The organism is Pseudomonas sp. lyk4-TYG-107 (assembly GCF_030209055.1).
Lineage (GTDB): Bacteria > Pseudomonadota > Gammaproteobacteria > Pseudomonadales > Pseudomonadaceae > Aquipseudomonas > Aquipseudomonas putida_A.
Genome location: NZ_JARVST010000007.1, coordinates 143,949 through 156,701, shown reverse-complemented (window position 1 = coordinate 156,701; position 12,753 = coordinate 143,949). Strand labels below are relative to the sequence as shown.

The 12,753-nt window shown below is 61.2% G+C and carries 9 protein-coding genes and 1 pseudogene; 9 read left to right on the top strand and 1 reads right to left on the bottom strand.

Going from position 1 to position 12,753, the window contains the following annotated elements; all coding sequences use genetic code 11:
* Positions 1-180: 180 nt before the first annotated feature.
* From gap to QRN61_RS08215, 9 genes and pseudogenes are all read left to right on the top strand, one after another.
* On the top strand, positions 181-1,182 hold the full coding sequence (gene gap / locus QRN61_RS08250; RefSeq protein ID WP_285373548.1) for a type I glyceraldehyde-3-phosphate dehydrogenase: 1,002 nt from the start codon (positions 181-183) through the stop codon (positions 1,180-1,182).
* A 191-nt stretch (positions 1,183-1,373) separates the two neighbouring features.
* Positions 1,374-1,892, top strand: a complete 519-nt coding sequence (locus tag QRN61_RS08245; RefSeq protein WP_285373547.1) for an RNA polymerase sigma factor — start codon at positions 1,374-1,376, stop codon at positions 1,890-1,892.
* 124 nt (positions 1,893-2,016) lie between these two features.
* Positions 2,017-2,982 (top strand): FecR family protein, encoded by a 966-nt coding sequence (locus tag QRN61_RS08240; RefSeq protein ID WP_285373546.1) that lies wholly within the window; start codon positions 2,017-2,019, stop codon positions 2,980-2,982.
* Positions 2,983-3,104: 122 nt separating this feature from the next.
* Positions 3,105-5,690 carry a TonB-dependent receptor gene (locus QRN61_RS08235; RefSeq protein WP_285373545.1) on the top strand — a complete coding sequence of 862 codons (2,586 nt, stop codon included), beginning with the start codon at positions 3,105-3,107 and terminating at the stop codon, positions 5,688-5,690.
* A 112-nt stretch (positions 5,691-5,802) separates the two neighbouring features.
* Complete coding sequence (locus QRN61_RS08230; protein ID WP_103367431.1) at positions 5,803-6,399, top strand: biliverdin-producing heme oxygenase; 597 nt, start codon at positions 5,803-5,805, stop codon at positions 6,397-6,399.
* A gap of 166 nt (positions 6,400-6,565) precedes the next feature.
* A complete protein-coding gene (locus QRN61_RS08225; RefSeq protein WP_027612553.1) occupies positions 6,566-6,961 on the top strand; it encodes a YbaN family protein in 396 nt (131 codons plus the stop codon).
* 331 nt (positions 6,962-7,292) lie between these two features.
* A pseudogene (locus QRN61_RS27700) lies at positions 7,293-8,648 on the top strand (methyl-accepting chemotaxis protein); the annotation flags it as partial.
* A gap of 102 nt (positions 8,649-8,750) precedes the next feature.
* The gene (locus tag QRN61_RS27695) at positions 8,751-9,506 is read left to right on the top strand and encodes a methyl-accepting chemotaxis protein (RefSeq protein WP_371917867.1); all 756 of its coding nucleotides are present in this window, start codon (positions 8,751-8,753) and stop codon (positions 9,504-9,506) included.
* 189 nt (positions 9,507-9,695) lie between these two features.
* The gene (locus QRN61_RS08215) at positions 9,696-11,042 is read left to right on the top strand and encodes a CoA transferase (protein ID WP_096795077.1); all 1,347 of its coding nucleotides are present in this window, start codon (positions 9,696-9,698) and stop codon (positions 11,040-11,042) included.
* Between the two features lie 121 nt (positions 11,043-11,163).
* Here QRN61_RS08215 and arcD read toward each other — a convergent pair whose 3' ends face one another.
* The gene (arcD, locus tag QRN61_RS08210) at positions 11,164-12,591 is read right to left on the bottom strand and encodes an arginine-ornithine antiporter (protein ID WP_027612550.1); all 1,428 of its coding nucleotides are present in this window, start codon (positions 12,589-12,591) and stop codon (positions 11,164-11,166) included.
* Positions 12,592-12,753: the final 162 nt, after the last annotated feature.

The window sequence follows — 12,753 nt, the reverse complement described above, 5'->3', positions numbered from 1 at the left end:
CTATGCTGATCAAACGCCGTTGTTGTTGGAATGACAGACGGCTTTTTTGATCATTCGGACCAGTTGATTCAGGTCACTCGTTGTAGATAAAACAAAATATTGCCACTAAAAAGGCTTGTTTTCTATTTTTATGCGAATAATCTTGTAATTCCAACAACAAAACGACGGCGGCGCTGTTCAATGACTCTTCGAATCGCAATCAATGGTTTTGGCCGCATCGGCCGTAATGTCCTGCGCGCACTGTATACCCAAGGCTATCGACAGGATTTGCAGATCGTCGCCATCAACGATCTGGGCGACAGCGCCATCAATGCCCATCTGCTCAAATACGACACCGTTCACGGCACATTCGACGCCGAAGTGGCCCATGACAATGAGAGCCTTACGGTCAATGGCGACCGCATTGCGGTCAGCGCCATTCGCAACCCGGCCGAGCTGCCATGGGCGGCGGAAAAGATCGACGTGGTGTTCGAATGCACCGGTCTGTTCACCGACCGCGCCAAAGCGGCTGCGCATCTTACTGCCGGCGCGCGCAAAGTCATCATCTCGGCCCCGGCCAAAGGCGCCGACGCCACTGTGGTTTACGGCGTGAACCACGACATTCTGCGCCAGTCGCACCAGATCATCTCCAACGCTTCGTGCACCACCAACTGCCTGGCGCCGGTGGCACAGGTCCTGCACCGCGAGTTGGGGATCGAAAGCGGTCTGATGACCACGATTCATGCCTACACCAACGACCAGAACCTCACCGACGTCTACCACACCGACCCGTACCGCGCGCGTTCGGCCACGCAGAACATGATCCCGAGCAAGACCGGCGCCGCTGAAGCGGTAGGCCTGGTGCTGCCGGAACTGGCGGGCAAACTGACCGGCATGGCCGTGCGGGTGCCGGTGATCAATGTGTCGCTGGTGGATCTGACTGTGCATCTGAAGAAGGAAGCCACGGCCGACGAGGTCAACGCGCTGATGAAGGCGGCCAGCCAGCATTCGAAAATTTTGGGTTACAACACGTTGCCGCTGGTTTCCAGCGACTTCAACCACAACCCGCTGTCGTCGATCTTCGATGCCAACCACACCAAAGCCAGCGGCAAACTGCTGAAGGTGCTGGCCTGGTACGACAACGAATGGGGCTTCTCCAACCGCATGCTGGATAACTGCCTGGCGCTCTGCAACGCGGAGTAATTCCCTCCTCCCATGTGGGAGCGGGCTTGCTCGCGAAGGCGTCGTGTCAGGCAATTGATGTATCGACTGACTCACCACATTCGCGAGCAAGCCCGCTCCCACAGGTTTTTGATTTCAATCTGAAATCAACACTTGACCACTCGGCTGGATGATAAGCATTATCATTCGCTCGAAATGGATCAGGTTCCCCCGTGAGTCAATCGCGCTTCAATCATGTCTTCCTCTCTCAGCGCACATCCCTGCTGCGCACGATCGAGCGGATGGTCAACAACCACAGCACCGCCGAAGACCTGTTGCAGGAGACCTACCTGCGCGTCACGCGGGCGCTGAGCGAGCGCGCCATCAATCACCTTGAACCCTTCGTGTTCCAGACCGCGCGCAACCTGGCGCTGGATCACCTGCGTGCGCGCAAGATCCATTCGCGGACCATGGTCGACGACGTGCCACAGGACGTGGTGCACAGCGTCGCCGCACCCGCCAGCAGCGCCGAAGACGCCGCCCACGCCGAACAATTGCTGGAGCGCCTGAACGTGAGCCTCAGTCAACTCAGCCCGCGTCAGCAGCAGATTTTCATTCTCAGCCGCCTGCACGGGCACAGCTATCAGGAAATCGCCGACGAACTGAATGTTTCCCTCAGCACCGTGCAAAAGGAGCTGAAGCTGATCATGACCATTTGTATTGGCGTCGCCGAACGTCTGAATGGCGACTGAAGTCGTAGGGCTTTTCTGTAAGTGTCAGGATCGACTGCACTGATCATTGGGCTTTGTTACCCTTGGCCGACTTTTACGCTTCACTTAAAAAACAGCCGTGCACAGACACTGCCGAGGAAACACCGTGACGGACACCCACCGCTCGCCTTCGCCGGATTCGGCGCAGGACGCTGCCAACGCAATGGATCAGGCTCTGGACTGGCTCATTGTGCTCGGCAGCCCGGACGAGGAACAGACCCGGCGGTTCCATGCCTGGCTGGCGGCCGATCCGTTGAATGCCGAGGCGTTCGCCAAGGCGCAGGCGATCTGGGACGGGCCGCAAGTCGCCCAGTGCGCGCAAAGCCTCGCGGCCAAACCGGCGAAAGTCACCGTTCTCAAGCGGTTGCGTCCGCACTGGAAACCGTTGGCCACCGCTGCGGTGCTGATTCTGGGCCTGTTCAGTTTCAGCAATCTGCCGATGCGCATTCAGGCCGATCACCTGACCGTGGTCGGCGAGCGTCAGCGCCTGCAACTGGAGGATGGCTCCAAGGTGCTGCTCAATACCAACTCGGCATTCTCCAGCACCATCAATGACCGGCAGCGCGTGGCGCGGCTGTATCAGGGCGAAGCGTTTTTCGAAGTGGCCGCCAACCGTGGCCAGCCGCTGCAAATCGATGCCGGCCCGGTGCAGGCCAGCGTGCGCGACACCGCGTTCGCCGTGCGCTATCTGGACGGCGTCGCGCAAGTCAATGTGCAACGCGGTGATGTCGATCTGCGCGCCACGCACAACGACGCGCGAGTGCGTTTGAGCGCCGGCGAAAGCATTCGCATCGGCCCCAACGGTTTCGATCGTCCGGCCAAGCTCGATGCCGCGACTGATCTGGCCTGGGTCCAGGGCCGACTGGTGTTCGAGAACTGCCCGTTGAATCAGGTGCTGGCCGAATTGCGCCGCTACTACCCGGGCTGGATCATCAACACCAACGAGCAGTTGGCCGACGTCAACGTCACCGGCAACTACCGCCTCGACCAACCGCTGGACGTGGTGCGCTCCCTCGCCCACATCACCTCGGCGCGCCTGCAGGAATTCCCGGCGCTGGTGATCCTGAACTAAATGAGAATTATTTTTACTCGATAGCCAAAGCCCGTTCGTCTCGTTATAGCCAATGCAATTGATTCGCATCTTCGGAGGCGAATCAGCACCTATAAAGATTCGTGCGACACGGAGCGCTATCGATGTCCTCTCGCCTTACCCGCCAGACTGCTTCCCCTTCCCGCGTATTGTCGCTGCTGACGGCCGCCATCCTTATGGCCGGCACCGCACCGTTGATGGCTGCCAGCGAACAGCCGGCGCGCAACATGGGTGATTATTCGTTCTCGATCGGCCAGCAACCGCTGGTGTCGGCGCTCAATGCCTTCACCAGTGTGACCGGCTGGCAGGTCGGTTTACCGGCAGAACTGGGTCAAGGCGTGTCGTCGCCGGGTGTGCGCGGTTCGCTGCCGCCGGAAAAAGCCCTGGAGCGCCTGTTGGTGGGGACCAACCTGAGCTTCCGCAAGCTGAGCAACAACAATGTGGTGCTGGAGAAGCGCGCCACCAGCGGCGCACTCAATCTGGATCAGGTGACCATCAGCGCCACCCGCCAGGAACAGTCGGTCAATAGCGTGCCGGCCACCGTCACTGTGCAGACCCGCCAGGATCTGGATCGCAACAACGTCAACACCATCAAGGATCTGGTGCGCTACGAGCCGGGCGTGTCCGTCGGCGGCGCCGGCCAGCGTGGCGGTATCAGCGGCTATAACATCCGCGGCATCGACGGCGACCGCATCCTGACGCAGGTCGACGGCGTCGAAGTGCCGGACGGTTTCTTCAACGGCCCGTACGCCAAGACCCAGCGCAATTACGTCGACCCGGAAATCGTCAAACGCGTGGAAATCCTCCGTGGCCCGGCCTCGGTGCTGTACGGCAGCAACGCCATTGGCGGCGCCGTCAGCTACTACACCCTCGACCCGGACGACATCATCAAGCCCGGCAAAGACGTCGGCGCTCGCCTCAAAACCGGTTACAGCTCCGCCGATGAGAGCTGGCTGAAATCCGCCACCGTCGCCGGGCGTGCCGAGCAGTTCGACGGCTTGCTGCACTTCAGCCAGCGCGACGGTCACGAAACCGATTCCTACGGCAGCAACAACGGCACTGGCCTGGCGCGCACCGCTGCCAACCCGGAAGATGTCAAGGCCACCAACGTCCTGGCGAAGATCGGCTGGAACTACAACGACGATTCGCGTCTGGGCCTGACCTACGAGAAGTACAAGGACGATCGCGACACCGATCAGAAAAGTGCCTACGGCGGACCGTACTTCAACGGCGCGCCGACCATCCCCAACAGCATGCTGCCCGGCGGCATGTACCAGTGGCGTACCGGCAACGACACCATCACCCGCGAGCGTTTCGGCCTCGAGCACAGCTTCGCCCTCGACAGCCTGCTGGCCGATAACGTGAAGTGGAGCCTCAATCACCAGATCGCCAAAACCGATCAGAGCACCGAAGAGTTCTACTATCCGATGACCCGTAAAGTGCTGCGCACCCGCGACACGGTCTACGAGGAAAAACAGTGGGTATTCGATGCGCAACTGGACAAGGCCTTCGCCATCGGTGACACCGATCACGTGCTGACCTACGGCACCACGATCAAGCAACAGAAGGTCACCGGCTCGCGCAGCGGCGACGGCAAGTGCCTGGCAGTCGGGCGTGGTTGCACCGCCATCGGCGCCACCAGCGCGGCGGATGTGCTGAAAAAATCCAGCGACTTCCCGGACCCGACCATCAACACCTACAGCCTGTTCGCCCAGGATCAGATCAGCTGGAACCAGTGGACCTTCCTGCCGGGCCTGCGCTACGACCACACCCAGCTCAAGCCGCACATCACCCAGGAATTCCTCAACACCGTGGCCGCCGACGGCAACGGCACGGTCAGCGACGCGAACAAGAGCTGGCACAAAGTCTCGCCCAAATTCGGCCTGACCTACGCCCTGACCGACAATTACACCTGGTACGGCCAGTACGCCGAAGGTTTCCGCACGCCGACCGCGAAAGCGCTGTACGGACGCTTTGAAAACAGCACCACCGGCTACAACGTGGCGCCCAACCCGAACCTGGAACCGGAGAAAAGCAAAAGCTATGAAACCGGTCTGCGCGGCAACTTCGAACAAGGCTCGTTCGACGTGGCGGTGTTCTACAACAAGTACCGCGATTTCATCAACGAAGACGCGGTCACTCCCGGTTACGACGAGCTGACCTTCCAGTCGAGCAACATCAAGCACGCGACCATCAAGGGCGCCGAAGTCAAAGGTCGCCTGAACCTCGATGCGTTCGGCGCGCCGCAGGGCCTCTACACCCAAGGCTCGATCGCTTACGCCTACGGTCGCAACAACGACAACGGCGAGCCGCTCAACAGCGTCAATCCGCTGACCGGCGTATTCGGTCTGGGTTACGACCAGGACAACTACGGCGGCCTGCTGAGCTGGACCGTGGTGAAGAAAAAGGATCGCGTCGACGACAGCAACTTCAAGTCGCCGGATGGCGTCAGCAGCCAGTTCAAGACCCCGGGCTTCGGCATTCTCGATCTGGCCGGCTATTACAAAGTCACCGACGACGTCACCGTCAGCGGCGGCATCTACAACCTGACCGACAAGAAGTACTGGCTGTGGGATGACGTGCGCGGTTACGACAGCGTCGGCGAAGCCTCGGTGACGCAACCGGCCAACCTCGATCGCCTGACCCAGCCGGGCCGCAACTTCGCGATCAATCTGGTCTGGGACATCTGAACCGCACGGCCCTGCGACGCGCATTGATCAGCGCGTCGCGGGGCTTTTTTTACGGTTTGGCAGCTGCCCGTTCGTCTCGTTATCAAGCGCCTCTTTTATCAAGGACACCCCCATGACCACTTCGGAAAAAGCCCTGCGTTCACAACGCCTGAACCAGATCACCCACGAGCCGCACAGCAAGCTCGACGCCTTGGTCAAGGCCCACGCGCCGTTCGAAACCCGCGCCAACTTCGCCCGCTTTGTGGTTGCGCAATACCTGTTCCAGTCGGAACTGGTCGATCTCTATAACAATGCCGAACTGACTGCCATCGTCCCGGATCTGCCGGCCCGTTGCCGCGCCGAAGCCGCGAAGGCAGATTTGGCGGATCTGGAAACTGAAGTGCCGGCGCCTGTGGCTGGCGCGGTGAAAAACCCAAGCAAGGCCCGTGCACTGGGCTGGATCTTTGTCTCCGAAGGTTCGAAGCTCGGCGCTGCGTTCCTGATCAAACGTGCGGTGGCGCTGGAGCTGAGCGAAACCTTCGGCGCCCGTCACTTGGGTGAACCGGAAGGCGGACGTGCCGAAGGCTGGAAAAGCTTCGTGCGCACCCTCGATTCCCTGCCGTTCACCGCCGAAGAGGAAGCCGAGGTCGAGCAAGGCGCGATCGACGCGTTCAACCGTTTCACCGTGCTGCTGGAACAGGCTTACGCCACAGAAGCCGAACCGGCCTGATACACAGCAAATTCCCCTTGTGGGAGCGAGCCTGCTCGCGATGGCGGTGTATCAGTCGACATTAATGTTGAATGACCGGATGCCATCGCGAGCAGGCTCACTCCTACAGGGGAACGGTGTAAGCCTGTAAGATTCCCGTCCCGCTTCAGAAGCAACCGCTGAGCCCATGCCGCAACCCGCCACCTCAAAACTCGCCCGTCTGCTGTTCGGCCTGCTGGCCTACGTCAGCCTCGGCATTGGCCTGATCGCCATCGTCGTGCCCGGCCTGCCGACCACCGAGTTCATCCTGCTCGCCGCCTGGGCCGCGACTCGCAGCTCGCCGCGCCTGAGCGCCTGGCTGGAAAACCATCGGCTGTTCGGGCCGATCCTGAGCAACTGGCGCAACGGCAAGATCATCGCGCGCAAAGCCAAGGTCAGCGCCACCATCAGCATGCTGCTGTGCGCGACGTTGATGCTGGTAATGCTCGATCACGGCTGGCCGGTGTATCTGGCGATTGCCGGGATGAGTCTGGGCAATCTGTGGATCTGGTCACGTCCGGAAGCGATTCCGCCCTCCGCCTGACCGCCCGCTATTTTTGGCAAATAAGCTTGTGTGGTGAGGGGATTTAGCGAAACGTCGCACCGCCCCGATGGACTGCGCAGCAGGTCCAAAACCAGAAAACCAGTTTTAACTGACACGCTGCGGATGCCTGATTAGTGGCTGCTGCGCAGCCAATCGGGGATAAATCCCCTCACCACAAAGCCTCATCACCAGCATTTCCTCAGCGTTCATCCGGCTGAAACTTCCCTGTAATTAATCGCCTTTTCAGCACATTCCCCTGCGCAAACGTTTAGCGCTGACCGTTCGTCGGCAAGCGGCTCATGCCCTCTCGCTGCGCGCCGATGAGCAATGCATGGCGCTGAATGGATTTGGCGAACCGGGTAGTTCATCCCGTGGCCACCTGCTCATTCATTCACGAGATCGCCCCATGTTCGACTCTCTCTCCATTCGCCTGAAAATCGTCCTGCTCTCCGGCCTGTGCCTGCTGGGTGTGGTTGCGCTGATCGTCGGCATGAACATCTACCAGACCAACCAGAACGACGAACTGGTCAGCAACTCCAGCAACCAGTTGCTCACTGCCAGTGTGCAGAACCTGTTGCAGGCCAAAGCCGCCGAGCAAGCAGTGCGGGTGCAGAAGACCTTTGGCGAAAGCCTGACGGTGATCACCGCGCTGGCCGATCAGATCAAGGACATGCGCGCACTGGCCGCCAAGCGTTCGCTGGACGCCGGGGCCCTGCGTGAAGAATTGAACCAGAGCCTGAAAACCGCGTTCGAGCGCAACAACAAGGTGCTCGGCATCTGGCTCGCCTTCGAACCCAACGGCCTCGACGGCAAGGACAGCGAGTTCGTCAACGACGCCGCGCGCCAGTCCAACGAAGCCGGGCGTTTTGCGAGCTACTGGAGCCGCGCTGCCGGCTCGGCGCTGAACACGATCATGGTCGAAGAAGACATGACCAAGACCACCCTCAGCGTCAGCGGCACGCCGTACAACAGCTGGTACACCTGCCCTCGTGACAACAAGCGTACTTGCCTGCTCGACCCGTATGCCGACACCGTGGGCGGGAAGGAAATGTTGATGACCACCATTTCCGTGCCGTTGATCGTCGACGGCAAGGCCATCGGCGTGGTCGGTGTCGACATCGCCCTCGATGCCCTGCAAGCAGCGGCGGTGGATTCCCAGCGCAACCTGTTCAACAACGCCGGGCACATGCTGATCGTCTCCGGCAGCGGCGTGCTCGCTGCCGACAGTTCCGATGCGACCAAGGTCGGTAAAAAGATCAGCGATACCCTCGGTGCCGACGGCAAGGATCTGCTGCAACTGGTCAGCAGCGGCACGCCGAAGATTCTCGAACAGGGCGAGCTGATTCGCGCGGTGTACCCGGTGGATCCGATTGGCAACTCGCGGGCCTGGGGCGTGGTCATCGACCTGCCGAAACAGGTGCTGCTGGCCGACTCGGTGAAGCTGCAAGCGGTCCTCGACGACGCGCAGGAAACCGGCGTGATCACGGCGCTGGCGGTGGCTGTCGTCGCCGGGCTGATTGGCTTGTTGCTGATCTGGCTGACGGCTTCCGGCGTCACACGCCCGATCAACAGCGTCGCCGAGATGCTGAAGAACATCGCCAGCGGTGAAGGCGATCTGACCCAGCGCCTGAACTACAGCAAGAAAGATGAACTGGGCGAACTGGTGAACTGGTTCAACCGCTTCCTCGACAAGCTGCAACCGACCATCGCCCAGATCAAACAGAGCATCACTGAAGCGCGTGGCACTGCTGATCAGTCATCGGAAATCGCTCGCCAGACCAGCGAAGGCATGCAGGTGCAGTTCCGCGAAATCGATCAGGTCGCCACCGCCTCCAATGAAATGAGCGCCACCGCCCACGACGTCGCCAACAGCGCGTCGAACGCGGCCAACGCCGCCAAGGGCGCCGATCAGTCGGCCAGGGACGGCCTGTCGATCATCGAGCGCAGCACCCGCGACATCAATCAACTGGCCGATGAAGTCAGCAAAGCGGTGACCGAAGTCGAAGCGCTGGCGGTCAACAGCGAGCAGATCGGTTCGGTGCTGGAAGTGATCCGCAGCATCGCCGAACAGACCAACCTGCTGGCGCTCAACGCCGCCATCGAAGCGGCCCGCGCCGGGGAAAGCGGTCGTGGTTTCGCGGTGGTAGCCGACGAGGTGCGCAACCTCGCCAAGCGCACTCAGGATTCGGTGGAAGAAATCCGCATCGTCATCGAACGTATCCAGACCGGCACCCGTGGCGTGGTCGCGACCATGCATTCGAGCCAGACCCAGGCGCACAACAACGCCGGGCAGATCCGTCAGGCGGTGGACGCGCTGGGCAAGATCAGCGACGCGGTCACCGTGATCAGCGACATGAACCTGCAGATCGCCAGCGCCGCCGAACAGCAGAGCGCCGTGGCCGAAGAGGTCAACCGCAACGTCTCGGCAATTCGCACCGTGACTGAAACCCTGACCGAGCAAGCTACCGAGTCGGCGGCGATCAGCAGCCAGCTCAATGCGCTGGCGAGCCAGCAGATGAAGCTGATGGATCAGTTCCGCGTCTAGCAAACTGCAAAAATCCCTGTGGGAGCGAGCCTGCTCGCGAAGACGGCAGCACATTCAACATCAAAGTGACTGATCCACCGCTTTCGCGAGCAGGCTCGCTCCCACAGGGGTAAGTGTTCACCTGCCGGAATTTCATCTGGCCCGAGATTTTTTTGCACTATCATCGCCCTCTCTCCCGGAGGGCCTTCGATGACTGATTTACTCACGTCCATTCAAGCCGCACTCGGCTTGCCCCACACGCCGATTCCGTTCACCGCCAGTGGCGCCCTGCCCTCGGCGTTCGCCGTCAGCGACCTGGCCTGCGCCAGCATCGGCGCTGCCGGTCAGGCCGTCAGCGAACTGCTCCGGCAACAGAGCGGGCACTTGCCCGCGGTGGAAGTGGATCGGCGTCTGGCGTCGTTCTGGTTTGCCACCTCGTTGCGGCCGATCGGCTGGGAAGTCCCGCCGCTGTGGGATCCGGTCGCTGGTGACTACGCAACCAAGGACGGCTGGATCCGCCTGCACACCAACGCCCCACATCACCGTGCTGCGGCTGAAAGCGTGCTCGGTACCTGCGCCGACCGCGCTGCAATGGCGGCGAAAGTCGCGCAATGGCGCAGCGCCGATCTGGAGCAAGCGGTGGTCGAGGCCAAGGGCTGCGCCGCCGAAATGCGCAGTTGGGCGCAGTGGCAACAGCATCCGCAGGGATTGGCAGTGAATGCCGAGCCGCTGGTGCATTTCATCGATTCACAGGATGAAAAGGCCAACGCGTGGCAAGGCTCCGTGGAGCAACCGCTGGCCGGGCTCAAGGTGCTCGACCTGACCCGCGTGCTCGCCGGCCCCACCGCCAGCCGTTTTCTCGCGGGCCTCGGTGCCAACGTGCTGCGCATCGATCCGCCGAGCTGGAACGAGCCGGGCGTGGTGCCGGAAGTCACCCTGGGCAAACGCTGCGCACGGCTGAATCTGCAGCAACCGGACGATCGCGCGGTGTTCGAAAACCTGTTGAAGGACGCCGACATGCTCATACATGGCTACCGTGCCGATGCCCTGGAATACCTCGGTTTCGGCGCCGAACGCCGCCGACAACTGGCGCCGGGGCTGATCGACGTCTGTCTCAATGCCTACGGCTGGAGCGGCCCGTGGCGCAACCGGCGGGGTTTCGACAGCCTGGTGCAAATGAGCAGCGGCATCGCCGAGGCCGGACAGCGCTGGAAACAGGCTGACAAGCCGACGCCGCTGCCGGTGCAGGGGCTGGATCACGCGACCGGGTATCTGATGGCGGCGAGTGCGATCACATTGCTCACTAAACGTTTGCGCAGCGGTCGCGGCGGTTCTGCACGCTTGTCACTGGCGCGCACCGCCAAGTTGCTGATCGAGCACGGACCGGGAACGAGCGAAGCGTTGCGCGTCGAGGCTAAACAGGATCAGAACTCACGGGTGGAGCAGACCCCGTGGGGGCCGGCGCACCGGTTGCTGGCACCGGTGACGATCAGCGGGACGCCGCTGCAGTGGGCGTTGCCGGCTACTGAATTGGGTTCGCATCGCGCGCAGTGGTGATGATCATTCGGGCCCCTTCGCGAGCAAGCCCGCTCCCACAGGGGGAATGCATTTCAAATGTGGGAGCGGGCTTGCTCGCGAAGAGGCCCGCACTGACACCACCGATGCACAATCAATCCACCTACAGCGACAACACCCCACTGTACAAACCATACGCCGCCAGCCCCGCGCCGATCAGCACACAGGCAAAAATACCTTTCTCGACAGGGGTGAACAGCGGCTCGCCCTGCTCATGCTTGGCCTTGGCGAACAGGACCACCCCCGGCGCATACAGCAGCGCCGACAGCAGCAGGTATTTCACCCCGCCGGCATACAACAACCACACCGCATAACACAGAGCAATCCCGCCAATCAGCAGATCCTTGGTACGTTCGGCCGAGGCATGTTCATAGGTTTCGCCACGTCCGCTAAGCAGCACCGCATACGCCGCCGACCACAGGTACGGCACCAGAATCATCGACGAGGCGAGGTAGATCAGGCTGGTGTAGGTACCGGCGGAAAACAGCGTGATCAGCAGAAAAATCTGGATCATCACGTTGGTCAGCCACAGCGCATTGACCGGCACATGGTTGGCGTTTTCCTTTTTCAGGAACGCCGGCATGGTCTTGTCCCGGGCCGTGGCAAACAGGATCTCCGCGCACAGCAGCGCCCACGACAACAACGCGCCGAGCAAGGAAACCGCCAGACCGAGGCTGATCAGCAATGCGCCCCACGGCCCGACGATGTGCTCCAGCACCGCCGCCAGCGACGGGTTCTGCAAAGTCGCGAGTTCGGGCTGGCTCATGATCCCCAGCGACAGCACGTTGACCAGCACCAGCAGCGCCAGCACACCGAGGAAGCCGATCACCGTGGCGCGCCCGACGTCGCTGCGTTTCTCCGCCCGTGCCGAATACACGCTGGCGCCCTCGATGCCGATGAACACGAACACCGTCACCAGCATCATGTTGCGCACCTGATCCATCACCCCGCCGAAGCTCGGGTTGCTGCGGCCCCAGATGTCGCGGGTGAAAATGTCGGCCTTGAACGCCACGGCGGCAATCACGATGAACATGATCAGCGGCACGATCTTGGCGACCGTGGTCACCTGATTGATGAACGCCGCCTCCTTGATCCCGCGCATCACCAGAAAATGCACCGCCCACAGCAGCACCGATGCGCAGCCGATGGCGATTGGCGTGTTGCCCTGACCGAATACCGGAAAGAAGTAACCGAGGGTGCTGAACAGCAACACGAAATAACCGACGTTGCCCAGCCACGCGCTGATCCAGTAGCCCCAGGCGGATGAGAAACCCATGTAATCGCCAAACCCGGCCTTGGCGTAGGCATAGACCCCCGAGTCCAGCTCGGGCTTGCGGTTGGCCAGGGTCTGGAACACGAACGCCAGGGTTAGCATGCCGATGGCGGTGATCCCCCAGCCGATCAGGATTGCCCCGGCATCGGCGCGGGCCGCCATGTTCTGCGGCAGGGAAAAAATCCCCCCGCCAATCATCGAACCCACCACCAGGGCGATCAACGCACCCAGTCGCAGCTTTTGCGTCGGTTGCGACATTCTTGTCTCCCTTCATTCATTTGTAACAACTATTAACTAAACGCCTGATACCAGACGACGTTTATCAGGTAATACCGAGAAACACTCGTTTATATATAGCGACTGACGCTAACGCCTAGCACGCTAAGACAGTTTTGTGCGCGAATCCTAATAAATCAATTC

Excerpts from the sequence above, each read along its gene's own strand:
- QRN61_RS08225 (WP_027612553.1), top strand. The coding sequence starts at position 6,566 with ATGCCGCAACCCGCCACCTCAAAACTCGCCCGTCTGCTGTTCGGCCTG.
- QRN61_RS27695 (WP_371917867.1), top strand. The coding sequence starts at position 8,751 with ATGCAGGTGCAGTTCCGCGAAATCGATCAGGTCGCCACCGCCTCCAAT.
- arcD (WP_027612550.1), bottom strand. The coding sequence starts at position 12,591 with ATGTCGCAACCGACGCAAAAGCTGCGACTGGGTGCGTTGATCGCCCTG.
- QRN61_RS08215 (WP_096795077.1), top strand. The coding sequence starts at position 9,696 with ATGACTGATTTACTCACGTCCATTCAAGCCGCACTCGGCTTGCCCCAC.
- QRN61_RS08230 (WP_103367431.1), top strand. The coding sequence starts at position 5,803 with ATGACCACTTCGGAAAAAGCCCTGCGTTCACAACGCCTGAACCAGATC.
- gap (WP_285373548.1), top strand. The coding sequence starts at position 181 with ATGACTCTTCGAATCGCAATCAATGGTTTTGGCCGCATCGGCCGTAAT.
- QRN61_RS08235 (WP_285373545.1), top strand. The coding sequence starts at position 3,105 with ATGTCCTCTCGCCTTACCCGCCAGACTGCTTCCCCTTCCCGCGTATTG.